Origin of the sequence: Vibrio sp. 1-Bac 57 (genome assembly GCF_037546855.1) — a bacterium.
In the GTDB taxonomy this organism is placed as follows: Bacteria; Pseudomonadota; Gammaproteobacteria; order Enterobacterales; family Psychromonadaceae; genus Psychromonas.
In genome coordinates this window covers 134,578-161,488 of record NZ_JALAAC010000001.1, presented here as the reverse complement: position 1 = coordinate 161,488, position 26,911 = coordinate 134,578, and the positions used below count along the sequence as shown (strand labels likewise).

At 37.3% G+C, this 26,911-nt stretch carries 20 protein-coding genes; 12 read left to right on the top strand and 8 right to left on the bottom strand.

The features are described 5' to 3' along the window. Positions 1–181: 181 nt before the first annotated feature. Positions 182–2,635: a glycogen/starch/alpha-glucan phosphorylase gene (locus tag MT391_RS00655; RefSeq protein WP_499496599.1), complete on the bottom strand. Its 2,454-nt coding sequence runs from the start codon at positions 2,633–2,635 to the stop codon at positions 182–184. 606 nt (positions 2,636–3,241) lie between these two features. On the opposite strand from MT391_RS00655, the gene malT reads away from it, so the two are divergent. Further along, on the top strand, positions 3,242–5,950 hold the full coding sequence (gene malT / locus MT391_RS00650; RefSeq protein WP_499496598.1) for an HTH-type transcriptional regulator MalT: 2,709 nt from the start codon (positions 3,242–3,244) through the stop codon (positions 5,948–5,950). Between the two features lie 194 nt (positions 5,951–6,144). On the opposite strand, the gene torD is transcribed toward malT, so the two are convergent. The 4 genes from torD to torE are packed head-to-tail and all read right to left on the bottom strand — an operon-like array spanning position 6,145 to position 10,704. Continuing rightward, the gene (torD, locus tag MT391_RS00645; RefSeq protein WP_499496597.1) at positions 6,145–6,813 is read right to left on the bottom strand and encodes a molecular chaperone TorD; all 669 of its coding nucleotides are present in this window, start codon (positions 6,811–6,813) and stop codon (positions 6,145–6,147) included. Further along, a complete protein-coding gene (torA, locus tag MT391_RS00640; protein ID WP_499496596.1) occupies positions 6,810–9,302 on the bottom strand; it encodes a trimethylamine-N-oxide reductase TorA in 2,493 nt (830 codons plus the stop codon). The genes torD and torA overlap by 4 nt, the downstream gene beginning before the upstream one ends. A gap of 15 nt (positions 9,303–9,317) precedes the next feature. Beyond that, positions 9,318–10,496 carry a pentaheme c-type cytochrome TorC gene (torC, locus tag MT391_RS00635; protein WP_028870297.1) on the bottom strand — a complete coding sequence of 393 codons (1,179 nt, stop codon included), beginning with the start codon at positions 10,494–10,496 and terminating at the stop codon, positions 9,318–9,320. Between the two features lie 34 nt (positions 10,497–10,530). After that, positions 10,531–10,704 carry a trimethylamine N-oxide reductase system protein TorE gene (gene torE / locus MT391_RS00630; protein WP_028870298.1) on the bottom strand — a complete coding sequence of 58 codons (174 nt, stop codon included), beginning with the start codon at positions 10,702–10,704 and terminating at the stop codon, positions 10,531–10,533. A gap of 511 nt (positions 10,705–11,215) precedes the next feature. On the opposite strand from torE, the gene torR reads away from it, so the two are divergent. Next, entirely contained in the window at positions 11,216–11,932 is a 717-nt protein-coding gene (gene torR, locus MT391_RS00625) for a two-component system response regulator TorR (protein ID WP_499496595.1), read from the top strand. A 50-nt stretch (positions 11,933–11,982) separates the two neighbouring features. Here torR and torT read toward each other — a convergent pair whose 3' ends face one another. Next, positions 11,983–13,002: a TMAO reductase system periplasmic protein TorT gene (torT, locus tag MT391_RS00620; protein WP_499496594.1), complete on the bottom strand. Its 1,020-nt coding sequence runs from the start codon at positions 13,000–13,002 to the stop codon at positions 11,983–11,985. A 46-nt stretch (positions 13,003–13,048) separates the two neighbouring features. Between torT and torS the strand changes: the two genes are divergently transcribed. The 10 genes from torS (at position 13,049) to cdd (ending at position 25,298) form a co-directional block, all read left to right on the top strand. Beyond that, positions 13,049–15,979, top strand: coding sequence for a TMAO reductase system sensor histidine kinase/response regulator TorS (gene torS / locus MT391_RS00615; RefSeq protein WP_499496593.1), 2,931 nt, complete (start codon positions 13,049–13,051; stop codon positions 15,977–15,979). Positions 15,980–16,279: 300 nt separating this feature from the next. After that, positions 16,280–17,434, top strand: a complete 1,155-nt coding sequence (locus tag MT391_RS00610; RefSeq protein ID WP_499496592.1) for a BCCT family transporter — start codon at positions 16,280–16,282, stop codon at positions 17,432–17,434. 119 nt (positions 17,435–17,553) lie between these two features. Continuing rightward, the gene (locus MT391_RS00605; RefSeq protein ID WP_499496591.1) at positions 17,554–17,868 is read left to right on the top strand and encodes a DUF3861 domain-containing protein; all 315 of its coding nucleotides are present in this window, start codon (positions 17,554–17,556) and stop codon (positions 17,866–17,868) included. Positions 17,869–17,936: 68 nt separating this feature from the next. Then, positions 17,937–18,425: a DUF4405 domain-containing protein gene (locus MT391_RS00600; protein ID WP_499496590.1), complete on the top strand. Its 489-nt coding sequence runs from the start codon at positions 17,937–17,939 to the stop codon at positions 18,423–18,425. After that, complete coding sequence (locus MT391_RS00595; protein ID WP_499496589.1) at positions 18,422–19,738, top strand: FAD-binding oxidoreductase; 1,317 nt, start codon at positions 18,422–18,424, stop codon at positions 19,736–19,738. The genes MT391_RS00600 and MT391_RS00595 overlap by 4 nt, the downstream gene beginning before the upstream one ends. A 300-nt stretch (positions 19,739–20,038) precedes the next feature. Further along, positions 20,039–20,977, top strand: a complete 939-nt coding sequence (locus MT391_RS00590; protein ID WP_499496588.1) for a LysR family transcriptional regulator — start codon at positions 20,039–20,041, stop codon at positions 20,975–20,977. A gap of 356 nt (positions 20,978–21,333) precedes the next feature. Then, the gene (gene deoC, locus MT391_RS00585; protein WP_499496587.1) at positions 21,334–22,110 is read left to right on the top strand and encodes a deoxyribose-phosphate aldolase; all 777 of its coding nucleotides are present in this window, start codon (positions 21,334–21,336) and stop codon (positions 22,108–22,110) included. 91 nt (positions 22,111–22,201) lie between these two features. Next, entirely contained in the window at positions 22,202–23,533 is a 1,332-nt protein-coding gene (gene deoA, locus MT391_RS00580) for a thymidine phosphorylase (RefSeq protein WP_499496586.1), read from the top strand. 319 nt (positions 23,534–23,852) lie between these two features. Next, positions 23,853–24,383 carry a DUF1097 domain-containing protein gene (locus MT391_RS00575; RefSeq protein ID WP_499496585.1) on the top strand — a complete coding sequence of 177 codons (531 nt, stop codon included), beginning with the start codon at positions 23,853–23,855 and terminating at the stop codon, positions 24,381–24,383. A gap of 27 nt (positions 24,384–24,410) precedes the next feature. Continuing rightward, on the top strand, positions 24,411–25,298 hold the full coding sequence (gene cdd / locus MT391_RS00570) for a cytidine deaminase (protein ID WP_499496584.1): 888 nt from the start codon (positions 24,411–24,413) through the stop codon (positions 25,296–25,298). A 204-nt stretch (positions 25,299–25,502) separates the two neighbouring features. Here the strand turns inward: cdd and MT391_RS00565 are convergent, their stop codons facing one another. Together MT391_RS00565 and MT391_RS00560 are read right to left on the bottom strand one after the other, a co-directional pair. After that, complete coding sequence (locus tag MT391_RS00565; protein WP_166371306.1) at positions 25,503–25,964, bottom strand: lysozyme inhibitor LprI family protein; 462 nt, start codon at positions 25,962–25,964, stop codon at positions 25,503–25,505. Continuing rightward, complete coding sequence (locus tag MT391_RS00560) at positions 25,958–26,722, bottom strand: glycoside hydrolase family protein (RefSeq protein WP_205963011.1); 765 nt, start codon at positions 26,720–26,722, stop codon at positions 25,958–25,960. The genes MT391_RS00565 and MT391_RS00560 overlap by 7 nt, the downstream gene beginning before the upstream one ends. Positions 26,723–26,911 lie beyond the last annotated feature (189 nt).

Here is a 26,911-nt window from a genome sequence, read left to right as displayed (position 1 = left end):
TCTTGATGCGTAATATCAATGCATGTCAGCTAATCAATATCACTGTTTAATGTGAGCCCATTACTTTTTGATCCTTTTTTATAAATGAATTAAGCATTTATAATGGCGACTATTATGAAATGGGCATATAAATTAATAAAAAATAAAAGTGAAGCGTGACAACATACTTCACTCAATGGGACTAACGATGCACTGCTGATAACTTCCAAATATTATTAGCATAGTCACGAATAGAACGGTCTGAGCTAAACTTACCTACCAATGCAGTATTCATAATCGCTTTACGCGCCCAGCCTTTTTTATCTCGGTATTGTTTATCCATCGCTTCATGCGCATGAATATAAGATGCAAAGTCCGCTAAACACAGGTAAGGATCACCGCCATCCAACAACGCATCATAAATAGTACGCAATCTTCCTGGCTCTTTAGGTGTAAATATATCTCCAAGTAACAAGTCCAATGACGCTTTTAATAACGGGTTAGTATGATAGTAATCGAAGGGGTTATAACCTCGTCTTAATACCGCTTCAACGCCATCAACATCGAGCCCAAAAATATAAATATTATCGTCGCCTACTTCTTCACGAATTTCTACATTTGCACCATCCATTGTGCCGATAGTGAGTGCACCATTTAATGCCATTTTCATGTTCCCGGTGCCTGATGCTTCTTTACCTGCCGTTGATATTTGCTCAGAAACATCTGCCGCCGGAATAATGATTTCTGCGATGCTGACACGATAATCAGGGATAAATACCACTTTCAACTTACCGTCGATGCGCTGATCATTATTAATAGTTTCAGCAATTTTATTTATTGCAAATATGATCTCTTTTGCAAGGTGGTAACCCGGTGCTGCTTTTGCAGCAAAGAATACAACGCGAGGTACCATGTCAAAGGTAGGCTCGTTTAATAAACGATAATAAAGCGACAAAATATGTAATAAGTTTAAATGCTGGCGCTTATATTCATGTAAACGTTTAATTTGCACATCGAAAATAGCATCACTATCTAGCTCAATATCCATATGTTGCTTAACCCAACTAGCTAAACGTTGTTTATTCAATTTTTTTACATTCATATAATCATTTTGGAATTGACTATCTTCAGCAAACTCAGCGATTTGGTTAAGTTGACTTAAGTCCGCAGGCCATTGATCACCTATTTTATCGGTGATTAAATTAGACAATGCAGGATTACAGAACTTCAACCAACGACGAGGGGTAATGCCATTAGTGATATTTTGTAAACGGTTAGGATACAACTCATCAAACTCAGGAAATAAATCACGTTTGACTAAGGCTGAATGTAAAGCGGCAACACCATTAACCGCATAAGAACCGACTACACATAGATTTGCCATACGAACATTACGATGAAAACCATCTTGAATAATGGATAATTTACGTTGTTTCTCAACATCACCCGGCCATTTTTCTCGTACTTCTTGCATAAATAAGTGATTGATATGGAATATAATTTCCATATGTCGAGGTAATAAGCTTTGAATCAATGATTCAGACCAAGTTTCTAGCGCTTCAGGCAGTAGCGTATGATTGGTATAGGCAAATGTTTTGCTACAGATAGCCCAAGCATCGTCCCAACTCATGTCTCTTTCATCAATCAAAATACGCATTAATTCTGGAATAGCGATGGTTGGATGAGTATCGTTGAGCTGTATGGATTCATATTGAGCAAGGTCTTGAAGTTTAAGCCCAGATTCATCGTGACGACGTAAAATGTCTTTGATTGACGCGGAACTATGGAAGTATTGCTGCATTAAACGCAGTGTTTTACCTTTTTCGTGATTATCATTTGGATATAGAATTTTAGTGATATTACCAGCATCGATGAGTGCATGTTGGGCTTCAAAATAATGTCCGTTATTAAAACTTTCTAATGAGAATGGTGCAATCGCCTGACATTCCCATAAACGTAACGGATAAACAGTATTACTTTGATAACCAACAATCGGGAGATCCCATGGCATACCTTTTACGAACATACCTGGTACCCAACGGCGCTTTTCTTTGCCATTTTCAACGACAGGCTGTACATGCCCGTAAAACCCTATTTCCTGTGCATATTCTGGGCGTGCAACTTCCCATGGGTAACCTTCTACTCCTCGCCATGCATCTGGTGCTTCTTTTTGATGGCAGTGCTCAAAGGATTGTTTGAAAAGCCCATACTCGTAATGTAGCCCATAGCCAATTGCAGGAAATTCTTGGGCAGCACATGAATCCATAAAACAAGCTGCTAAACGACCAAGACCACCATTTCCTAATGAAGGGTCACGCTCTTCTTCAAGTAAATCCGATAGGCTATGCCCCATTTCTTGCATCGCATCGTTAATTTGATCGTAAATACCCATGCTAATTAGGTTATTACCTGTCAGTCGGCCAATCAAAAACTCTAAAGATAAGTAATTAACACTTTTTGCATTTTTTATTTTAGGATCTTGCTCAGTCGCTAATAAATCAAACGTGGTTAGCCCTGCTAATGCACGTCCTAAGGCAAGATACCAGTCACGCGTTGTCGCAGTCTCTTCGGTTTTTGCATAAGTTGTATTTAAGTGATTTAACAGATCAGCTTTAAATAACTTTTTATCAAATTCTCTTTGTTGAACAGGTTTCATGGCAAAGCCCCTTTATTAAGTTTTATTTAACTGAGGCATATTCTGGATTCATATTAAATGCAAAACATCCTCCCAATTTAGGGTTAAATAAGGAGGAGTATTAAGGGCGTAGAAAGCTAAGTTAATGCTTAGGCCGATCAATGCAGAAGTGATTACCTTTTATAATAAAAGGAATGGATAGCACTAGCGTGATAATGAGTGCCAAGTCGCTTTATTAAGTAACGATAACCAAGTAGCTCTCGAGATATTGATAACTAATAAATTAATCTCAATACTGTTCAAAATACAAACAGTCACTTTAAAAATGAAAATAAGCTTTATTATTCATATCATTAGGTGTAAATACTGACGTACGTCATCATTTTTTAAAATGCCTTTAGATATACTTTATATTAGATAATTTATGATTGATGTTTTGGAAGCAGTACTATGGCCGAGCATTAGGCATTCAATACAGTACGTGATTGGAGTCACATCGCTATTACACCAAACACTAAAAAATGTGTGTAATGTCATGCAATGTAAAGCCTCACAGTAGTCAATTCTAGTCACTATAGCGTACCCTCGCTCCTTATAATAAAAATAACTAATAACACGAGAAAGCAAATGTGGCTCCCATCAAAACTAACAAGACCAGGCAGATTGCATAACGCAATCCTTAGACCTCGAGTGCTAGAGTTATTACAACAAGCGCCATTTTATAAGCTGGTTCTATTTCGCTCGCCAGCTGGTTATGGAAAAACCACCATGACCGCACAATGGTTAACGGATAAGCCCTACGTTGGTTGGTACAGTATTGATAAAAATGACAATGATATTTTTCATTTTATCAACTATTTTATTCAAGCGATCAACAAGGCAACCAACGAATCCTGCCCCAATGCGCAAACATTAGTTGAGAAACGTCAATTTTCATCGCTACAATCATTATTTGGAGAGGTATTTAGTGAACTATCCAACTATCACCAAGAATGTTATGTAGTGTTGGATGACTATCATTTGATTAAAGAAAATGAAATTCATGAAGGGATACGTTTTTTCCTTAAACATATGCCAGATAATATAACATTGATTGTAACCAGTCGTTCTGCCCCCCCTATTGGCACTGCTAACCTGAGAGTGCGAGACTTAATGATCGAAATAGACAATGATCTACTCGCTTTTGATGCAGATGAAACAGCCCGTTTTTTCAATCAACGTTTTTCCGAGGGCGTAGATGATACTACTGTAGATAACCTACGAACTTATGTCGAAGGTTGGCCTTCAGCATTACAACTTATCGCGTTACAAGCCCAACATAACAAAAAAACATTAGCGCAATCAGTTGAATCAGTTTCAAGTTTTAGTAATGGCCACCTTTGGGAATACCTTGTCGAGGAAGTTTTTGACTTTTTAGATAATGATACTCGTCACTTTTTAATGCAATGTTCTGTATTGAGCACTTTCAACGATACACTGATTAGTGAATTAACAGAAAGAGATGATGCACTGAGTATGCTTGAATACCTAAATCGCTATGGCTTATTTATTTATCCCTTAGAAGGCGAGCAAAACTGGTTCAGGTTTCATAATTTATTTGCTGAGTTTCTAGCGCATGAACGTCAAGCGCGGATCCCACAGGAAGAAAATTCGCTTCATCACAAAGCGGCAAAAGCATGGTTAAAACTAGATATTCCCCACCAAGCTATGTTCCATGCACAGAAAGTTAATGATGGTGAACTACTGACAAAAATCATTTCTGCACATGGTTGGAGAATGTTTAATCACGGTGAATTAACTAAGTTAGAAAGTGCCATTAACAGTTTGTCCCCTGACAAGTTATACGAAAATATCAAACTACCATTGATAAGAGCTTGGCTTGCACAAAGCCAACATAGCTATAGCGCAGTGGAGAATATGCTTGCTGAGGCTAAGCAAGAGATAGACAAGCGAAATATTACGTTAACAACAAACGATCAAGGTCAAGTTAATGCACTCCTTGCACAAGTTGCTATCAATAGAAGTGAGCCTGAAAAAGCCTTTGAACTTGCTGAGCTCGCATTAACCCAGTTAGATTCTAATGCTTATCGAAATCGAATTATCACAACTTCTATAGTAGGTGAAGTAAATCATGTATTGGGACAGTTAGACAGAGCCCTGCCTTTAATGCAACAAACAGAGAAATTAGCGAGACAACATAAGCTCTTTCACCAAGCATTATGGGCAATATTACAGCAGGGTGAAATACTCTTGGCACAAGGTTTTGTGCAAGCAGCATTTGAGTTACAAGATAGTGCTTTTAAACTTATTGCAGAACAAAAATTGCAGCAATTACCGCTACATGAATTTTTATTGCGTAACAGAGCGCAAATATTATGGTGCTGGAATCGCTTAGATGAAGCTGAAGAATGTGCTTATAAAGGGATCAACGTACTTGGAAACATAGAGCCTAGTAAACACCTGCACTGTTATTCAATGCTTGCAATGATAGCAATAAGTCGCGGAGAGCTAGATAAAGCTATGCGCTTTATTGAAAAAATACAACACCTTGTACAACAGTCAACTTATCATGATGATTGGTCGGCACATGCGTCACAATCATTGCTTTTATACTGGCAAGCTCGTAATGACTTAGACGCAATAAAAAACTGGTTAGATACCGCGATTCGCCCGAAGCAAGCAAATAACCACTTTTTGCAACTGCAAGTTCGTAACATTGCCAGAGCTGAAATAGCCCTTGAACAATATGAGCAAGCAACAATAACAATAAATTTTTTACAGTTAGAAGCCAAAGCCTCACATTTAATTACGGATAATAATCGTAATCTGATTATTGAAGCGATTATAGCGACAAAAATAGGTAATGAAGTATTGGCATTAGAAACATTAAAACAAGCACTAAGCTTAACTAACCAAACAGGCATGGTCAGCAACTTCTTGGTCGATGGTGTGCATATTGAACATTTACTGCAAAAACTTAGTAGCTCCGCTAGCTTAAACGAGCTTGAAAAACACCGTACATTACAATTGTTAAAAGATATTTCTATCAAGCAAAAGAGCCGATCTACCCATTTTGATGAAAATTTTGTAGATCAATTAGTGAATCATCCTGATATACCAGAGCTCGTACGAACGAGTCCGCTAACGCAAAGAGAGTGGCAAGTATTAGGTTTGATTTATTCTGGATTAAGCAATGAGCAAGTTGCACTGGAGTTGGATGTGGCAGGTACAACGATAAAAACACACATTCGGAACTTGTACCAAAAACTTAATATTGCAAACCGTAAAGAAGCGATAAAAACAGCAGAGAATTTGCTAAGGCTTATTGGTTATTAATACCAATCTCACTAAAGGCGAACAATATTATTGGTACTGAAAAAGCCAGTGACACGTTAACGTTTCAAACAAACATTAACGGGTCACTGGTTTTTTATTGGCTAAAAGTGAAATAAATTAAGCTGTCTATTATTCAATATCTCTTTCTTAATATTTATTACTTAACATTCATTACTTAATAGATTGCTTAATATCTATTGCTCAATATCTAACGTTACCCACTGCAGTGTTAATTCTGCCACCGCAGTGTAAAAACCGCTTGGGTCATGCAGTTTCACTTGCTCAGTAAAGTCACCTAACCAACTTAATACATAAACATTAATAAAGTTTACTTGATTAACGTGGCTTGCATGTAAGCTAAGACGTGCAAGATAGGCGAGTATTACCGCAATATGATCAGCAGGCTCAGGAAAATCACTACTGATTTGTATATTACTTTTTTCTAAATAGGTCATCATTAACTGGTGTAATTCGCCAAATACTAATGCTCTATCAGATTTTTTAATATTTTCGCCAGTATCTACTTTACTCAAATCATCTTTTATATACTGCCCTGCATAGGGGGAAGCACAGGTTTTGCTATCAATTAAAAATAATCCACAAAAATCAGCGGCTAACTCAAGTCGAGCTTGCTCTGTATTAAGCGCCATTAACTTATTAACAATGGTGTTAATACTTGCTGCTAATGTCGGCTCAAGGGCAACAGAGCTTAAAAACTCTCGTCCCTGTACAGAGGTCAATTGATTGATCAAACTTTCATCTAGCTCTGTTGCAAAAAGTGATGAAAGAAACTCATAGATAACCGCCCTCGCCTGATTTTCAATCGCAATTTCGGTGACTTTTTGTTTTGTTAATTGGCTCATACTGCAATCTCTGTCGGTCCATTAAATGACGTCACTGGTGGTAAGTGCCCTACAAATTTCTCATAGTCCACCGAACAAGTATAGGCAGAACAAGCTTGTGCTAGCTTAGAAGAACCTATGTCTTGAGTTAACGTATTTGGATCGCCATAACTACATATTGCACCAACTTCAGCACCTGCGGCAGTACTACCATCATCACCAACGGGACCGTACCATGCACCTTCATGGATACGAATAACCCCTTTCGGGAAATTATCACTGATAACTGCACCAGCAAGTAGTTGCCCACGATCATTAAATACTCTGACTACGTCACCATCTTTAATACCGCGATGTTTAGCGTCTTCAGGATTCAGATAAACAGGCTCTCTGTCTTGAACAGAATAGGTTTCTCGATAGGATTTTGATTCACACATTTGTGAATGCAAACGTTTATCAGGGTGACAAGATTGCATCCAAATTGGGTGTTTATCTGAACCTGGGCCACCATGGCTTCGCTCACTTTTTTCCATCCACGTAGGATGACCTTTACAATCATCATATTGATAACGTTCAATTTTTCTGCTGTGAATTTCAATCATACCAGACGGTGTTCCAAGCGGATTTATTTCCGGATCAGCTCTAAAATCTGCGTGTCGAGTCCATAATTCACCCTCACCAAAGTGGACATAACCATCTTGCCAAAATTGATCAAACTCTGGCATCTCGAATTGACCGCTATTCGCATCTTTACAATCGTTATAAAGCTTCTTCAACCAGTCAAATTCGGTCATGCCACGTGTATATTCTTGCTCTTTACCTAACAATTTTGCAAAGCGCGTAAATATTTCGTAATCAGATAAGCTGTTGTACAAAGGATCGACCATTTTTTGCATAGCAAGCACACCACGCTTAGCGTAACTACCATAGATATCAATATCATTACGTTCATAGGTGGTACAGGCTGGTAATACAATATCTGAAAAACGACAAGTCGCAGTCCAATTAATATCGATCGACACAACACACTCCAACTTATGGAATGCTTTTTTCATTTGATTACGATTTTGATGATGACTCCAAGGGTTGTTCCCAGAAAACACCATCATTTTAATGTCAGGGTAAGTAACCTTACTACCATTTGCATCGATCACTTTACCCGGAGATAAAATGGCATCAATCCAACGTGCAACGGGTATCGTGCTACTTGCACCTTTAAAATCCGTACTATCAAAAATTGGTTTTTGACCTTCATCTAAGTTACGCGGAAAAGCACCAGGCGCAGAAGCTTTTGTTGCAGGCACACCAATACTTGAGTAATGATGACCGTAACTAATACCACCACCAGGCAAACCAATTTGTCCGATCATAGTGGCTAACACAGCCCCCATCCAATAAGGTTGTTCACCGTGTTGTTGACGCTGAATACACCAACCCATTAATATTTGAGTGCGACCCGCAACCATCGTTTTAGCGAGTTGTTTAATAACGTCAGCAGGTACTGCTGTTATTTTTTCAGCCCATTGTACTGTTTTAGGAATTCCATCCTCTTCCCCTGTAAGGTAAGGAACAAAACGATCAAATCCTAAACTGTAACCTTCAATAAATGCTTTATCATGTAAATCATTAGTATAAATCTCGTAGGCAATAGCCAACATTAACGCGACGTCGGTTTGTGGATTAACGTATATTTTTTCACAACCTAAATAATTCTGTGTTTTTGACGCCACTGGATCAATACTGATCACACGTATCTTGCCTTGTTTAATTTTTTCTTTTAATTGAGCTAGGTACTCGAAACTTTCATGAGTTTCTGCATTCCATCCAACTTGTAAATTTTTATAGGGATCATTTGCCCAAAGAATAATGGTGTTTGCATTATCTAAAATAAGCGGCCAAGAAGTCCCCTGAGCATACACTTCGGTCGACCCTAACACATAAGGCAAAATTGTTTGACCGGCACCTGTTGAGTAATCACCAATTTTTTTAACAAAATTACCATGCATCCCAACAGCTCGCTGCATATGGTTGATACTAGAATGTAATTGTCCCGTTGCTCGCCAACCCGTTTGCCCTGCATGTAAACCCGATGGACCGTAATTGGTTTGTATATTATCCAATGAGTTTTTAAATAAAGTTAATGCTTGATCCCATGTCACACGAACAAAACGGTAATCCCCACGCTGAGTGGTATCACTTTTATGACCTTTTAATAAAAAGTCTAAGCGAACCATTGGGTAACGAACTCGTGATGGGTTATAAACCATCCCTTTAATACCATTGATCATATCCGTTGGATATTTATCTAAATCAAAAGGTTTGACTTGGTCGATGACACCATTTTTTCGCTTAATTTTGAAAGCGCCAAAATGAGAACCTGTCGTTAACCAATCATCACGTTTTGCTGCACCTGTTTTTGCTAAAGCACTTAAAGGTGTTAATACTGAAGTGGCAGTAGCAATAGTGTAAGAGGCGGCTAATATACCCTTTAAAAAGCTTCTTCTTTTCATGATCTTTAACTCCGATTAATGTTCTTTTTTAACAAAAGTAGATGAATGTGTTTGTAAATATTTTTGTACTAAAGCTTGGGTATCATCATCCATATTGACAAACGCTATCATGCCTTGGAACATGCCTGGCCATGTATTCGCATCAAAATGTGCTTCATCTGGTTGCGTATGACATACACTACAACTTTTTCTAAACGTAGTACGCGCATAATCCCAAAGGGGTTGTTGCTCCGTAAGCAAGTATTCTTTCTCTGTCCATAAAGTTGTTTCTACACGTTGCCATTTTAGACCGGTTAACTCATCTTCTTTTTCTTCAAAGGGAGTGATCACACCTTCCGTTTTAGCCGCTTCTATTGATAACTGAGCCGTCAACATATTAATACCAAAATCAAAGTATATAACGCGGCTTGCACCAATTTTTTTACGCCAACCTGCAATCGTCACTTTCACTCGATTACCATTGGTTTCTAATACTTTAACTTTGGTCGCGACATTTAACGTACCTGCTTCAACATCGCCCGTTGGACTAAAGAAAAGTGGTTTTGTTAACGCACTAAAATAGTACTCATCATTACTAAACTGACTTTCTCCGCTTCCTACTTCAGCAATCAATTGCGGTGCTCTTGCATCGCCCATATCAGGCAATTTATGCGCAATACCTTTATGGCAATCAACACAACTTTGATCTTTTTCCGCCGCTCTTTTCATCTGTTTTTGGGCTAAAGTGGACATTTCATCCCACTTCATTGAGTCATACTCGTGACAATTCTTACAGGCTAGAGAGTCATCTCGATCGAAACGAGCCCACTCACGAGAAGCCATTTCTAAACGTTTATCTTCAAATTTTTCACTAGTGTTGACGGTATTAAAAATCCACCCCCAAACATCACTTGATGCTTCCATTTTACGCGCTATTTTACGGCTCCAATCATGTGGCACATGACAATCAGGGCAAGTAGCACGGACACCCGCATGATTAGACCAATGAACTGTTTGTTGTAATTCTTGGTAAGGTTTACTTTCCATACTATGACAACTGATACAGAACTCTTCGGTATTAGTTGCTTCTAACGCGGTGTTAAATCCTCCCCAAAAAAGTATTCCCATCACAAAAGCGGTAAGACTGATTGAACCCAATGTTAGGTATTTGGCAGGTTTATTCAGTGTCTTCCAAATGTTGATTAACCATTTCATTTTCTATTCCTTATATGTTATTTCTTATCGCAAATTAATGAGGAACTACGCCGCCAAATATTTGAATTAACCAAATAATCAGACCATAGCCCCCGATAGCGAAAATACTTAATATTGGAAATAAAAAAACAATGATAAAACCGAGTGCTTTTAGTTCCTCGTGTTTGCCTTTTTTACTATCTGATTCTTCTATCTGTTTCGTTGTCATAGTGAAACACCTTTCATTAATTAAAAAATTATCTCTATTGCACTAGTGTAAAGAGAAGATGTGAATGACATTGGCGGTAAAAAAGACAACTTATTTAAGAATGTGAAAAAATATGAACAGAAATGAAATGAGTTGAGTGGTGAAGAGCAGAGTAAGTTGTATTTTATTAGGATAATAAGCATTCAATCCTTATATCAAAAAACATTTACACTCAATCAAGAGTGAAAAAGCAAATCACTTAAAGGTAATATTTTTAGATGCTTTTAGATGCTTTTAGATGCTTTTAGATAATTTTAGATAGTTTTAGATAGTTTTAAATAACATTAGCTAACATTATTGATATTAATCAGCATCATTTTTACTGCATGCATTATCATAACCATCATTAATGAACGTCCCATGATGTGCCCTACAACAACCAATGTGCTGTTCATTATTACTTGTTAAGGCATATGTTAGCTAAACATATGATTAATATTCAGCTCAATAAAAAATTTAGATGGAGTATGGCTTGTATAATAAGCACATTTTAGTCGTTGAAGATGAAGCAATAACACGCGCAAAATTAGTTGGGTATTTTCAACACTCCGGCTACCAAGTTAGTGAAGCTGAAAATAAAACTCAAATGAATGAAATACTCGAAAAACACCACATTGATCTCGTTATGTTGGATATTAATCTGCCAGGTGAAGATGGCTTAATGATAACTCGCTGTTTACGTAGTCAATCTACTATCGGGATCATATTAGTGACCGGTCGCTGTGATTCAATTGATAAGATTATTGGTTTAGAAATGGGTGCAGATGATTATGTAACGAAACCATTTGAATTAAGAGAACTGTTGGCTAGAGTCAAAAATATTTTGTGGAGAATATCCTTAACGGAACAACAAGAAACATTACCAGAAAGCAGTGTTGAGTCTGATGATGAACTGTTTCGGTTCGGGGAATGTAGTTTTGATATTGGTAAGCGTAAGTTACTTAAAAATAATATTCCAATAAAATTAACCAAAGCTGAATACGATATGTTAGTGGCTTTTGTTGCCAACCCAAGCCGAGTAATGACACGTGCACGGCTACTTAACCTTATTGATCACCGCGTTGAGACACCAAATGATAGGACCATTGATGTGCTCGTTCGTAGGCTTCGAAATAAAATTGAAAACAACGCTAAAGACCCGCAAATTTTCATTACTGTGCATGGCGAAGGTTATTTTTTTGTTTCATAAGTACAGTTTATAATCATGGTCAAAAAGTTAGAGTTATTAATGACTATAACCTATTCAATACCCACTTCATAAACAGGTTTAAAATGATTTGGCGATAATGACAAATCAGCATCAAACTCGTTAATATTATGTTGATCAATATAAATAATATTTGGTGCTTGCTGCGCGTTAAAATGACCTGTTTGTAAAAAATCAGCCACTTGATTAATCGCCATTTGACCTTGTAAAACCATTTGATCAGAGTTTGCCATTAATATTTTTTTACGCTTAATGCCTCTGTAAACGCCATGGCTGAAATAATGACTTAGAATTTTAGGTCGTTTATTTTCAGGTAACTGAGCAACTTCACTGACCGCGATTTCAGCCATTACTGCGCTGCCAGCTAAATAGTCAATATTGGGATAATTAATTAATGTGTTTTTTAATAAAGTAAATTGAATTATTTTGTCGTTAAGTCCTGCTTGAATAGTGGAAATTTTGACATTGCTATTTGTTAATGCATCTTCTAATCCAGCAGTTAAGTTTGGACTACCACCAGCATTATTAGGCCCAGGAAACCAGGCTAGCTGTCCTATTTTTTGTGGATTGTGCTGTTGATGATATTCAGCCAAATATTGACCTAATAGATACCCCATTTGATACCAAGCTACGCCAGTAGAGCCTGTAATTTTTTTAGTGGCAATTTCATTCACCAGTGAAAATACAGGTATCTGCTTATTTACCTGTTCAATACGTTCATTTAAGCGATCAAAATTAACAGAGCCAATCAGGATAGCATCAGCTTTCCAAGTAATACATTGTTCAATTTGTTTTAATTGCACCTCTATATTTCCATAACCACCCGCTTCAAGTACTTTTAATCGAATTCCTCTTTGTTTTGCTTGCTCGGTCATGCCAAAATTAATACTTAACCAATAAGAATCTTTGAGATGCGGATAGATGGTACAAACTTTAAATTGACTCTGCGTGTTATCATCTTCATTCGTTATCTGCTGCTCAGCATGAATAAAAGGTGAAAAATAAAATAAAGCAGTAAACATTGTTGTTAGCAGAACGGGTAGTATTTTCAAAATTAACTCAATCTTAATTAATTAGTCATCGTATAAGGACGCAAGCGTGCACTTTAGACACAGCATAGGTAACAAACTGCTATTTGCTTTTAGTTTTGTAGCGGGCTTATTACTTTTTATCAGTGTAGTGGCTTGGAATGGCCTTACCCTTATTGCAAATACGGGTAATACCATAACACAACAAACCTTGCCCATACTATCTAGTGCTCGTGAGTTAGCGAATATTAGTTTACAGATCACCCATACTGCGACTTTATTAAAAAACACCGTCGATGAAGAGCAACGTCAACTTTATAGTCAACAACTTGAGCGACTTAATTTATCCATTGAAAACGAATTTATCGAACTTGAATCACTTCAGATCAATAATAAAAAGTTGATACAGTTACAAGCTCTTAAAAATGAAATTAGTGACAATATTGTTCTGCTCGATAAATTTGCACAAGACAAGATTGACAATACCCAACACTTGAACCAAAACTTCAATACAGTAAAAGCCTCCGTTCATGATATTGCCACTTTATCTCGTTCACAAGTAGCGAACGCAAGTACCTTTGCGATAGTCCATCTGTCAGGACTTTATGATTTGATAGAACAAAAAAATAAACGGTCACAAGCACAACAAGAAATCGATTTAATCATTGAAGAAGATCTAGATTTACTCGATAAAATGTCCGCCTTAGAGCGCCACTCTTTAGAACTCGAACAAATAGCCAATCTAATAAAAACCACATCGGAATATCAACCATTAAATAAGCTTATTAAACAAAAAAATATACATTTATCATTTATCATGGCTCTCGTAGAAAAGATATCAGACCCCTACCGACTTAATTTAGCGCAAGCAGCGTTAAGTAAAATGACACAGTTTGATAACTTTATCCTGCAACAACAACGTTTCATTCACCTCAATAATGAACAGAATAAACTCCACTATCATATTTCTAATCAGCTCAAACATTTGAATCAAGAGATATTAAACTTAGTCCAACAACAAGGTGAGTTAGCTAAACAAACCAGTTCCCAGCATAAACATTTAGTATATTGGTCAAAGAATATTTTTTTAATAAGCGCGTTGTTATCTCTCATTGTAATTATATTGGTGATGTGGAGAGTTGTTTATCAAGGCATTATCTTTAAATTAAGAAAGCACACTGATGCCATTGAAAAGTTGGCTGCTGGTAATCTTGAAATAACCGTTGAACCCTCGAAGGATGAAGAGTTTAAGCATATGGCTTATGCCTTGGATGTGTTCCGTGAACAAGCCATTAAAAAACAAGCTCTTGAATTTAAACAACAACAAATAGAGAAAGAGCTACGCTTACATAAAGACAACCTTGAACAACTTATCCGCGTTCGAACCAACGAATTACTCCTCACCAATAATAAATTAAATGAAGAATCTAAAGCACACGCAGTCGCTAAACAGCAAGCCGAGCAAGCAAATCGAGCAAAGTCTGTTTTTTTAGCCAGTATGAGCCATGAAATACGTACCCCAATGAGCGGTATGATTGGCACTCTAGAATTACTAGCAGACACAACTCTTACAGCACAACAACAAAAGTATGTTCAAACCATACTTTATTCTGGTGAACGTTTACTGGAAATTCTTAATGATATTCTTGATTATTCTAAAATAGAAGCGGGCCATATTGAGCTTTCTCTTCGTGCCATAGATTTAGTAAAACTGGGACAAGATGTAATTGAGTTAATGCAAGCAAGGGCCATGAAAAAATCATTATCATTGGATTTTGATATTAATTTTGATAGCAACATCCAGTACTATGCAGACCTAGGTAAATTACGACAAATACTCATAAATTTAATGAGTAACGCCATTAAATATACGCAGCAAGGTAGTATCGTTTTAGCAATATCATCAAAGGGTAATGAAAGCGCTGAATCATCAGAAATTACATTCTCAGTAACAGACACAGGATGTGGTATCGCCAAAAATAAACAAGCCGCTGTATTTCAAGCGTTTACTCAAATAGAAAATATGCAAACAGCAACCGGCACTGGCTTAGGTTTAGCCATATGCCAGCGTTTAGTCGCAGCGATGCAGGGAGAGTTATCAATAATAAGTGAAGAGCATAAAGGCAGTTGTTTCTCTTTCAAAATAGAGTTAGATAAAGGGCCAATGATGAACAGCCTATTACAGAGTCTCAACTCGACTTCATTACATCTCCCATCGCAAAAATATAACGTGTTAATAGTAGAAGATAATGCAATTAACCTTGATGTAGCCTGTGCATTAATGAGTAAACTTGGCCATCAGGTATCTAGCGCAACAACTGGATCAGAAGCATTAAAGCAAATGCATAGTGGAGATTATCATTTAGCATTATTGGACATCAATTTACCTGATATTGATGGCGTAACACTTTCAAAACGACTAAAAAGCATCGCACAAGAAAAAAACATTCCCTTTAAAACCATTGCGGTTTCCGCCCATGTATTTACTGAAGATATTGCCACCTACATTGAATCAGGTTTTGATGGGTTTATTGCAAAACCTATGCAAATGAAAAAACTTAAGCCCACACTACATAAAGTCATGGAAAATAGTGAGCACGATAAAACTTTACCTTTAACTAATATCGGCAATGAAAATAATAATACTTCTTTAAACAGTAGTGATGATAAACCACTCTTTAATAGCAATACATTACAAGAAGATATTCACTACCTAGGCCGTGAAAAAATAACTCAATTGGCTGAGCTATTTTACCACCAGGTCAACAGTGAATATAACGATTTTCATCAGTTATCAGCCAAACACCAGCAACAAAAGTTACATAAATTAAAAGGTGCTGCGATTTCATTGGGACTCATTAAATTACATCATATATGTGAGACATTAGAATCTTATTGTCAGAATAAACCACTACAAGCAGAGCAATTACAGCTATTAGATGAATTAATGGAAAGATCCTGTGTAGAGTTGGAGCGATTTATCAAAGAATACTTAAAATAAAAATCGTTTATAACCGAGATGATGCAAGATGCAAAGAGCTTCTAATCGTTTACTATCTAGAATAAAGAGGTATTTTTTATTCTTATAGGTACCAATAGGTAATAGACAATAGGAAACAGGCTATTAAGGTATAAGTCGTAAGTAAGATCATTAACTCAACACCTTGTATTAGTGTTCGAGTTAATGACGTAGTAATCCATAAGAGTAGTCATGGATATAATTATCTATCTTGACCCGATCACTCTATAAGCCATATCGGTGAGATAGTTGTTTAGGCGATGAGAAGCCGCAATAAGCGCTGTGCCAATCATGTACTCTTATTATGTTCGTAAAAATCCATCGTTGAAACTCAGCGATATAATAAAGGTAATGATAAAAAATAAAGCCATTGGTAAAGTTGTTGGACGTACCATCGATATCACATACCCTATTGCTATCGTATTTGGACTGATCATTGTACTTGCGCTTGGTGTCCCTATTGTTTCTGCCTCTGTTGCTCAATTATTTGGTTTGACTGATACCCTATTACTTAAACTATTAATGTTAGGGGTGGTTGCAGCAATACTTATTATTAGTTCTTTTGTCGGCCTTGAAAAAGGAATGAAAAATATATCCAGTTACGGTACTTATTCTCTAATCGCACTGGTTGCTTATATTCTTGTTTTTGGTCCAACGCTATTTATTTTAGAAAATACCAGTACATCAATCAGCATGTGGGCTTCTAACTTCATTCATATGAGCCTATACACCGACGCAATTAACCAAGATAAATTTCCACAAAACTGGACCGCTTATTTCTGGGCTTACTGGATGATTTTCATTCCAATGATGTGTATTTTTGTTACCAAAGTATCTAAAGGACGCACACTTCGTGAGGTTATCGCTTGTATGCTAGGCGGCGGGACAGCAGGAACAGCAATACTATTCTCCGTTGCTGGCTCTTTTATGATGAAAACCCAACTGGATGGAAAAATAGATATCAGTAAAATGGTTTCTGATGGACAAGCAAGTCAATCTATCGTGGCAGCATTAAACACACTTCCCTTTTCTTCAGTTACTTTGGCTGTATTTATTGTTGCAACCTTTTTGTTATTAGTTACCACCTTAGACGGTTCGGTATTCACCGTTGCTTGTCAAACTCAACGCGTTTTAGATAGAGACAAGAACCCAGCAACCTTATTTAAGATCTTTTGGTGTTTGGTCATTATCGCTATCCCTGCTGTGTTTATCATCGTTAATGCACCAGTCGGGTCAATGCAGTCTGCTATCTTAATATTTGCCGCACCACTGTTAATACTGATAAGTTATATGTTGATGAAAACGTTCAAATATATGCGTGAAGATTACGGCCATCTTAGCGCGACTGAAATAATTGATATGCACAAAGTTGAGGAAAAACTGACTACAAAACCAGAAATGGCACAGTCATTACATAAATCGACCACTGCTGTTTAACATCGTTTAATTAACTTAATAGGGTCAACACTATTGATGGCCCTATTCATCTAGTAAACTCTCCCTAACAACTAATCAGACTTGTTTTTAAAATTAAAGACCATATTGGAGAAATAATCATGATCCCTAAAAGCAAAAAAGGTAATAGCTATAAGATCACTGTTGAAGAAATTGATTCGGAAACAGATGAGTGTCAAAAATTACAGTTTGAGTTTGAAGATAGAGAAGATTTGTTTAATCTTGTAGAAAATCTGAAAAAAGGCAGCGGTTTGGAAGCATCAGATGTCCCTAAAGTGGCCGTTGCGCTGCGCTTATTAGGTCCGGTTATGATGCAGCAACGCAAACATGCATTATTTGCTGATTTTATGCCCCACTTTAAGGCCTTTATGCAGCACCTTAAAAACACAGTAAAAGACACAATACAAAACAAATAATACAGAAATAGAATGACCATCTTAAGCACAAAATGGTCATTAATTATTTATATAAATGGTGAGATAACATGCCCCAAAGCACGTGGAAAAATGATTTTTTAAAAATGCGTTATGTCATGGATATTTTTCTGTTTATTTCGTTTATTCTAGTTTGTGCTCCTAAATTCACAGGCGTTGCAATACACGAATGGTTAAGCTTCTTCTTCTTGATCCCTTTCATGATCCACTTGCTATTGCATTGGGATTGGATTAAAAATTTCCCTAAATTATTAATCCATAATCTGAAAGGACAAGCTCGCTTTAATGCAATATGGGATCTGATTATTTACCTGACCATGATGGTAGTAATACTGAGTGGCGTTATTGTTTCCGAAGTTGTATTACCTTTGTTAGGACTTGGGTTACCGCTATCCCCTTTCTGGTTTATGATCCACGACACTTCAAGTAACTTATTAATACCAATGCTCGGGATACACTTAGCGCTTCATTGGGACTGGATCAAGACAATGACTGTAAAAATGAAAAACAAAGCCGCTTCAGTCAAGGAAGTAAAATGAAGTACCTGACTCATCAATGGAAAAAACGTAGTGCCATCATTTTAACCATCTCTAGCTTAGTTTGTGCTGCATTATGGTTATTAACTTTGACTGATTGGGCGACAGAAATTAATGCTGTTCCATTACCGCTTAATGACACTAACGAGAACCCGATGTGGGTAATGATCATCATACCGTTTGTAAAAGTCGCAGTATTTATTATCGTCCCCGCTTTTTTGTGTTTGCGAATACTTTGGCTTATTAAATTCATTGGCAAACTGATTAATGGCCGGTCTAACAACGCAGAATCGACCTCCAATAACCCGATCGACACATCCAACATTGCACTTATTTGCGAACAACGTATTCAAGAAACCCATGATACTGTCACCTTTTGTTTTAAATCACCTGCTCTGGAGTACCATTCAGGCCAATATATTTCTATACAAGTGAATGTGAATGGTATTATCACTCGTCGTGCTTATACTCTATCTTCCAGTCCAACAAGGCCAGAAAACTGGATGCTAACGGTTAAACGAGTTCAAGAAGGTAAGGTTTCCAATTACTTGCATGACAACCTACAACCAGGTATGCAATTGCAAGGTACCTCTCCGCGTGGACAATTCAATCTCATAGATGCAACCCAAAGTGACGATTATGTATTTATTAGTGCCGGTAGTGGTATCACACCAATGATAGCGATGACGCGTTATTTGGTAGATACTCAATCTCCTTCACAAATTCACTTCATCTATTTTACACGTAGTGTCGATGACATTATATTCGCTGACGAACTCAAAAAGTTAAATGAGCAACATGCAAATATCAATGTAGATATCATACTTTCAGACATTCCTGCCAAAGGATATAAAACCGGATTAATTAGAGAGTCGTTGTTAAATGAATTGATTCCTAAACTGTCGAATCTTGCGGTATATACATGTGGTCCGGCCCCTTTCATGAACATTCTTGAAGCATACTTAATACAGCAAAGTTTTGACATGCAACGTTTCTATAAAGAGAGTTTTGGTGAACGGTCACCTTATTCAATTAACACTACCAACCAAAATTTATTCACCATCAGTGTACCAGCTTCAAACACTTCTATTGAAATGAGCGGTGCTGCGACACTACTTGATGCCATTGAGGAAATGAATTTACCCATCATTCAAGATTGTCGTTCCGGTGTTTGCGGCTCTTGCAAATGCCAAATCACCAAGGGTAACGTAGAAAGTAGCAGCCAAGTTGGTCTCAGTGATGACGATGTGGGTCAAGGTTATGTATTAGCGTGTAGTACGCACCTCAAAAGTGATGTTGAGATATCATTGGTTTGAGCCTCCGAATAAAGCTTCAAATTAATTTTCATTCACTGAAAAATAGATAATCAAAAAACGTAATTCACGCGAAGTAATAAGCTGGACGTGAATTGCACTTATTTCGAGTTTCTAAAAAATTACTCAGCCTACTAGTGAATGCCTTTAAGAATGAGGGATTACCCTCGCATCGCGACAATAGATATTGATCAATAACAGGTTAATTTAAATTATTCACTTCACTTATCTACCATTCGGCTCTTTTACTGGCATTGCTTTTACTATCTTTGTAAGATGCTTTTTTAAAACTTGGAAATTGAAATGAAAAACCGTGCTAATCAAATGTATTTATTACATATATTGAAAATGAGTGGCAGCTTTACTAAAGCGGCTGAACGATTGGATGTATCAATTTCCTATGTTAGTAAACAATTAACTCAATTAGAGTCAGAACTCAATGTGCAACTTGTGCAAAGAACCACGCGCAATTTAACCTTAACCGATGCTGGTATTGAGTTTGCTGAACATTGTGCTCAACTCTATGCCAATATTCAAAATGCAGAAGCAGCAATGATGGATGCAACGGAACAAATGTCAGGCACCATCCGTTTGGCACTATCACGAAGTTTTGGCGCACTGCACGTCATTCCAGTATTAGATAAAATGCAAAAACAGTATCCAGAGATCAATTTTGACATCACTTTCTCAGATCAAAAGATCGACATGCTAAATGAAGGTATTCATTTATGGATAACAACCCATGCAGATATTAATGAGGGTTATATAGCCCAAAGAGTCGCCGATGGTAATTTTGTGCTTGCCGCTTCACCGGGATACCTAGAAAGAAACCCGAAACCTATTCACCCAGATGATTTATTGCATCATAACTGCGTTACTTATCATAGTAATACCCGTGACTATAGTTATTGGCCATTTAGTAAAGGTGAGCAATTGTGCTGTAACCATGTGACGGGCAACTATCGTGTCAACCTTTCTGAAGCGGTAAGAGACGCAGTTATCGGAGACCACGGCGTTGGTTATATTGCGACCTATTTATTATCCAATGAATTTGAAACAGGTAAACTTATCCAACTCCTTCCGGACTGGAAAGCAAATTTAGATATGCCCGTTTATGCCGTCTACCCACGAAAAAAGCACCTTCCAAAAAGACTCAATGCAGTGATCACGTTTTTGAAGGAGCATATTGGTACGCCACCCTATTGGGATCTTGCATTAGCTCCTTGGGTTAAGAACATCTAACCGTACTAAATATACCTATCTTTTAATTTTTGACCGCCAGTGTTTTTTATTATGACGGTTCGCTTAAAATGCATCCTAATAACAGAGCTTCGTCTATGCTCTGTTATGTCTTTTATATCCAATTTGTATAAACCTAATTTTATAAAATTACTTGTATAGTCTAGTTGTATAGTCTAGTTGTATAACTTTACTGCATAACCTAGATGTTAAAAAACCTTCAAGGACTTTAATCAACCCCTCACTTTTTCCATACGTAAAAAGTGCTTTGCCTATATCGTATATATCAATGCTTTTATTAGATGTAATCTCAAACACATAAACTTCTTTCAACTTACGATAAAACTGGAGCCATCCCTATGTCTGATATTAAAAAAGCTGCTTTACGTGCACTTAAGCTAATGGATTTAACTACATTAAATGACGATGATACTGATCAAAAAGTAATCGATCTTTGTCATAATGCTAAAACGGCCGTTGGTAATACAGCTGCAATTTGTATTTATCCTCGTTTTATTCCTATTGCTAAGAAAACCCTACTTGAACAAGGTACGCCTGAAGTGCGTATCGCAACCGTGACTAATTTTCCACACGGCAACGATGATATTGAGATAGCAGTTGCAGAAACTAAAGCTGCGATTGCTTATGGAGCCGATGAAGTTGATGTGGTTTTTCCATACCGCGCGCTGATCGCCGGTAATGAAAATGTTGGTTATGAGTTAGTAAAACAATGTAAAGCAGCATGTGGTGACACTTTACTTAAAGTGATAATTGAAACTGGAGAACTTAAAACTGAAGCATTAATTAAGCGTGCGTCAGAGTTAAGCATTGAAGCTGGTGCAAATTTCATCAAAACCTCTACTGGTAAAGTTGCAGTTAATGCCACACCAGAATCAGCTGAAATTATGCTTAAAGTGATCCGCGATATGGGTGTTGCTCAGCGCGTTGGTTTCAAGCCGGCAGGTGGCGTAAAAACAGCACAAGATGCGGCGCAATATCTAGCAATGGCAGATGAAATTTTAGGTGAGCAATGGGCCGATAACATGCATTACCGTTTTGGTGCATCAAGCCTACTGACTAATTTATTGAATACATTAGAAGTGACGAATCAAACAGCCGATGCAACAGCATACTAGGCATCGTTTTCGATACAGCTAGCCCTTCTATTTATTACAGAGGGGCAGACAAATAATTAACTAAAACTCGTTAAAGAGTATGGAGAGATTAATGTTTTTACCTCAAGAAATTATCCGTAAAAAACGTGATGGACAAGTGCTAAGCACTGAAGAAATCAATTTTTTCATTCAAGGTGTGGCAGACGATACTATTTCAGAAAGCCAAATTGGCGCATTTGCTATGACTATTTTCTTTAATGAAATGGATATGTCAGAGCGAATTGCCCTTACCTGTGCAATGCGTGATTCAGGTATGGTTATGAATTGGGATCACATGAATTTTGGTGGCCCTATTGTTGATAAACATTCAACGGGTGGCGTTGGTGATGTTACCTCGCTTATGTTAGGTCCAATGGTTGCAGCCTGTGGCGGTTTTGTACCAATGATCTCCGGCCGTGGCCTTGGCCATACAGGTGGCACACTAGATAAATTAGAATCAATTCCTGGTTACAACATTACTCCAAGTAATGATGTTTTTGGTGAAGTAACCAAACAAGCAGGTGTGGCGATAATTGGCCAAACTGGCAACCTTGCACCAGCCGATAAACGTGTTTACGCCATTCGAGATATCACTGCAACGGTAGATAATATTAGTTTGATCACGGCCTCTATTTTATCTAAAAAACTAGCAGCTGGTCTGGATTCATTAGTGATGGATGTAAAAGTAGGTTCCGGCGCATTTATGCCAACCTATCAAGCATCTGAAGAACTGGCTAAATCTATTGTTGCTGTAGCAAATGGTGCTGGCACAAAAACAACGGCTATTTTAACTGATATGAATCAGGTCTTAGCCTCGTCAGCAGGTAATGCACTCGAAGTACGTGAAGCGGTCCAATTCTTAACCGGTGAATACCGTAATCCTCGCCTCTATGAAATCACCATGGCACTTTGTGCAGAAATGCTAGTATTGGGTAAATTAGCCAAAGACAGCGAGCAAGCACACCAACAGTTGCAAACCGTACTCGACAACGGCACTGCCGCTGCTTGTTTCAGTAAGATGGTTGCCGGTTTAGGTGGACCTAAAGACTTTGTTGAACACTACGACAAATACCTAGAAAAAGCACAAATTAGCAAACCTGTTTACGCAGAAAAAAGTGGCATTGTTTCGGCGATGGATACCAGAGCAATTGGTATGGCCGTAGTAAGTATGGGTGGTGGACGTCGCGTTTCTACCGATACAATTGACTATGCAGTTGGTTTTGATAACTTTATTTGTTTAGGTGAAACTGCAAACGATCAAAAACCACTCGCTGTGATTCATGCACGCAGTGAAGAACAATGGCAAGAAGCTGCAACAGCACTACTTCAGGCTATTAAAGTAGGCGACCAAGCTTATCAACCAACACCAAATGTTTACGGACAAATACGCGCGGAAGATATTTAAAGCAAAGCCTGTAAAAAGGAACAAGAAACGAGAGTAAGAGTTATTGAAGCAGTATTTGATGCTCATAGCTTAATGTAAGAAATAATGATATTGCCTTTGAATATGATGATTAATCTATTCATTTGTTAGTTTATTATCAGATAGCATTGAACAAAAGAGGTGCGCTAATATCGGTTAACGTTTAACAAACTGTTATGTAACGCAACCAATCAATTATTACCTCTCTTTTCTATAAAGATAAGCGCATGTTTTACTCAAAGCATGTGCTTTCTTTTCATGTTTTTATACCATTTTAATTTACAAAGGTTAGGGATATTCAATGAGTTTACTGTTAGCGTTGTCAATCAGCACGGGCATTTTATCCGGCTTGTTAGTTTGGTTTACTAATTTTTTTGATATTGCAAGTTGGTTAGTTTTCTTAGGGGCAACCAGTTATTTCGCTTCTACTGATAAAGGCATGAAAGGATTAGTTCAAGTCTGGTTGACTAATTTCAGTGGTGCAATCTGGGCAATTTTAATTATTGTTCTCTCCACTTACCTTGCAGCTGATTTTGCTTCGTATGCTACAACGGCTATCTTCGCCTTTGTTATGTGTTTTCAAGCTAAATTTAATGTGCTTAAGTTTATCCCTGGCACATTCATCGGTGCCGCCGCCATTTTTTCTGCCAATGGAGAATGGATGGTTACGATTATTGCCTTATTTGTTGGTGCTATTGTTGGCTTTCTGATGACTTATACCGGAGAACAATTGCATAAATGGAGCGAGCGTCGCTCAAGCGATAAAAAATCCCTACATTCAGAAAGCATTAGATCAGAAGCCAGTTGTTCAGAAAGCCTAGGAATAAAATAATAGAAATTAAATAATGGGAATAAAATAATGAATAAATTGTTAGTAAACGCATTAAATGAACTACCTATAATTTTAGCCGATTACTTAAAACCTATCGTTGAAGATAAAAACTTTTCTGCCACTATTTCAGTAGCCCAATTTAATGAGTTAATGACTTTAACAGCATTAAGCGACAGTGAGTTACGTATTGCACTGCTTCCACTTGCTGCAAGTTACTCCTATTCTCCTATCTCCAATTTCTGTGTCGGAGCGATTGCGCGCGGCCTTTCAGGAATATTATACTTTGGGGCTAATATTGAACTACCAGGTTCACCACTGGCACAAGCGGTACATGCAGAACAATCTGCCATTTCCCATGCTTGGATGAAAGGAGAAAAAGGCATTCAAGATATCACCATAAACTACAGTCCCTGCGGACATTGCCGGCAGTTTATGAATGAACTAAGTAGTGCGGATATAATGATGGTACAACTGCCAAATCGACAAGCAAAAACGTTACAAGAATATCTACCAGAATCATTTGGTCCTAAAGATCTCAATATAACGACCTTGTTAATGGAAGATAAACCACAAAAATATGCTATTTCTAATGATGATTTATTGCTCACTAATGCCGTTGCTGCTTTAAATATCAGTCATGCCCCCTATTCAGAAAACTATTGTGCCATCGCTGTTCAACTTGATGATCAATCAATCTATATAGGTGCTTATGCTGAAAATGCAGCTTTTAACCCAAGTTTGCCACCACTTCAAGTTGCGTTAATACAAATACTTTTAGCGGGTAAAGACTTTGCACAAATTTCAACCGTAGTATTGGTCGAACTTGAAGCCGGTAAAATAAGTCATAAATCAACAACACAATCTGTTTTAGATACCTTGGAACTTGGTATTCAGCTTAATTATCTCGCTATTTAAAACGATGAGCAGTTAAATAAAAAACACAGCATTATTTACAGGGTCCAGAAATACGTGCTGTGAGCTTTTTTTTGTTTTAATCATTTAAATAAAGCTAAACATCTCAAGTAGCAATATATTTTGGTATTAGAAGCTAGTGTCATAGTCTAACGCTAAATGCTTTTTAAATAATTCAACGTTGAAGACTATTTGTATAATTCGCCGTTAAAGACTTTTTGCATAATGTAACAACTGAATAATACGATCTTTAACTATCCGCGTTCGATAATCACCACGAGATATTCCCGCTGAAGTGCCAAAATCGTCACGAGTCCAAGTACTTTTAATTAACTCAAATTCTGCATCACGGTACTTTAACCAGAATCGCTGCGCGGCTATCAAATCTGAATACCTTGCCTTGGGTAATTTCGACTTAATACTTGTAAAAGCGTTATTCAATTCTTTGTCTAAAAATAGCAGATAGTTATCATAGGCAACTAAATACTCTCTGCTGTTATTGTTGGGGTCATCAATTGCTATCACATAAACAACTTCTCGTTTTTCAAATTCGCCAATCAGATCTGCAGCATCAGGGTTGTCAATTGCAGACGCTGCAAAAATAACGCTAATAGATAGCAAACAACTAAGAACAAACTGACAGGCATAATTAAGCCAACTTTTTACCATTTTTCATAAACTCCTTTCTGATAGATATTCCACTCAGCCTGTCTTCTATTTTCTAAACCACGGTTAACTTTACCTTGTGATTTATTCCAAGCTTTCCAAGCTTTTTCCAGCGTAGGATAAGAAGTAATAACTTCAGGATCATTGATCATTTTTAACACAGATGACTGAGAGAAACCTGCTTGACCGATATTAAAAGCGAATATTACCATTGCATCGAATTCATGTTGCATCACATCACCCCTCACTTTACTTTTTACTGTGTTAATAAAAGGATTGAGATCTGCTTGTAATAATCTAATCGCTTGATCCTCGTTCAAACCGGCTTGGTATTTAGACCAATCTGATTTAGCTATCAAATGACCATAACCAATCGTTGCACCTTCTACCCAAACCTTAATAGCTTTGCCAGTTTGATCGTCATAGGGAGTTATCGCCAACCCTTCGATCTCTTTCAAAAGGTTGATTCCTTTATCACCAAAAAATAACGAACTACTCGATGTAACTATTTCTTTAGTTACCTGCAAACGCTTCAAGGTTTCACCATTAACTTCGACCAAACCGTCTGGTTGAAGCATATTCATCATTACTTCTTGGAAAGCGTTTATTCGTTTAATCGTAAAAGGCCCTGATTGCCCATCTATTTTCAAAGGCTTTGCAAAGGCAGCTAACTTATGTTGATTGAGCAAGCCTTGCACTATTTTAACATCTTCAACGTTGTTTTCGCCTTTATCTCCCACTGATGCAGTTATTATTTTCATGGTAATTCTCCTTCCTTTATGGAGCGCCCTTCTTGACACCGAGAAGGACAAAAAAGAATAAATTTCTGGAACGATTGTTATAATTTACTAATGACTGCTGGTGATGCATGAACATCTAACTATTTCAAAAGTTAAACTAACGGCCATTTTTATTGCTCAACATTTAACCACATTAATTCATATTTAATT

Excerpts from the sequence above, each read along its gene's own strand:
- deoC (WP_499496587.1), top strand. The coding sequence starts at position 21,334 with ATGTCTGATATTAAAAAAGCTGCTTTACGTGCACTTAAGCTAATGGAT.
- torC (WP_028870297.1), bottom strand. The coding sequence starts at position 10,496 with ATGAAATGGTTAATCAACATTTGGAAGACACTGAATAAACCTGCCAAA.
- MT391_RS00590 (WP_499496588.1), top strand. The coding sequence starts at position 20,039 with ATGAAAAACCGTGCTAATCAAATGTATTTATTACATATATTGAAAATG.
- deoA (WP_499496586.1), top strand. The coding sequence starts at position 22,202 with ATGTTTTTACCTCAAGAAATTATCCGTAAAAAACGTGATGGACAAGTG.
- torE (WP_028870298.1), bottom strand. The coding sequence starts at position 10,704 with ATGACAACGAAACAGATAGAAGAATCAGATAGTAAAAAAGGCAAACAC.
- torD (WP_499496597.1), bottom strand. The coding sequence starts at position 6,813 with ATGAGCCAATTAACAAAACAAAAAGTCACCGAAATTGCGATTGAAAAT.
- MT391_RS00605 (WP_499496591.1), top strand. The coding sequence starts at position 17,554 with ATGATCCCTAAAAGCAAAAAAGGTAATAGCTATAAGATCACTGTTGAA.
- MT391_RS00600 (WP_499496590.1), top strand. The coding sequence starts at position 17,937 with ATGCCCCAAAGCACGTGGAAAAATGATTTTTTAAAAATGCGTTATGTC.
- MT391_RS00565 (WP_166371306.1), bottom strand. The coding sequence starts at position 25,964 with ATGGTAAAAAGTTGGCTTAATTATGCCTGTCAGTTTGTTCTTAGTTGT.
- MT391_RS00560 (WP_205963011.1), bottom strand. The coding sequence starts at position 26,722 with ATGAAAATAATAACTGCATCAGTGGGAGATAAAGGCGAAAACAACGTT.
- malT (WP_499496598.1), top strand. The coding sequence starts at position 3,242 with ATGTGGCTCCCATCAAAACTAACAAGACCAGGCAGATTGCATAACGCA.
- MT391_RS00575 (WP_499496585.1), top strand. The coding sequence starts at position 23,853 with ATGAGTTTACTGTTAGCGTTGTCAATCAGCACGGGCATTTTATCCGGC.
- cdd (WP_499496584.1), top strand. The coding sequence starts at position 24,411 with ATGAATAAATTGTTAGTAAACGCATTAAATGAACTACCTATAATTTTA.
- torA (WP_499496596.1), bottom strand. The coding sequence starts at position 9,302 with ATGAAAAGAAGAAGCTTTTTAAAGGGTATATTAGCCGCCTCTTACACT.
- MT391_RS00595 (WP_499496589.1), top strand. The coding sequence starts at position 18,422 with ATGAAGTACCTGACTCATCAATGGAAAAAACGTAGTGCCATCATTTTA.
- MT391_RS00655 (WP_499496599.1), bottom strand. The coding sequence starts at position 2,635 with ATGAAACCTGTTCAACAAAGAGAATTTGATAAAAAGTTATTTAAAGCT.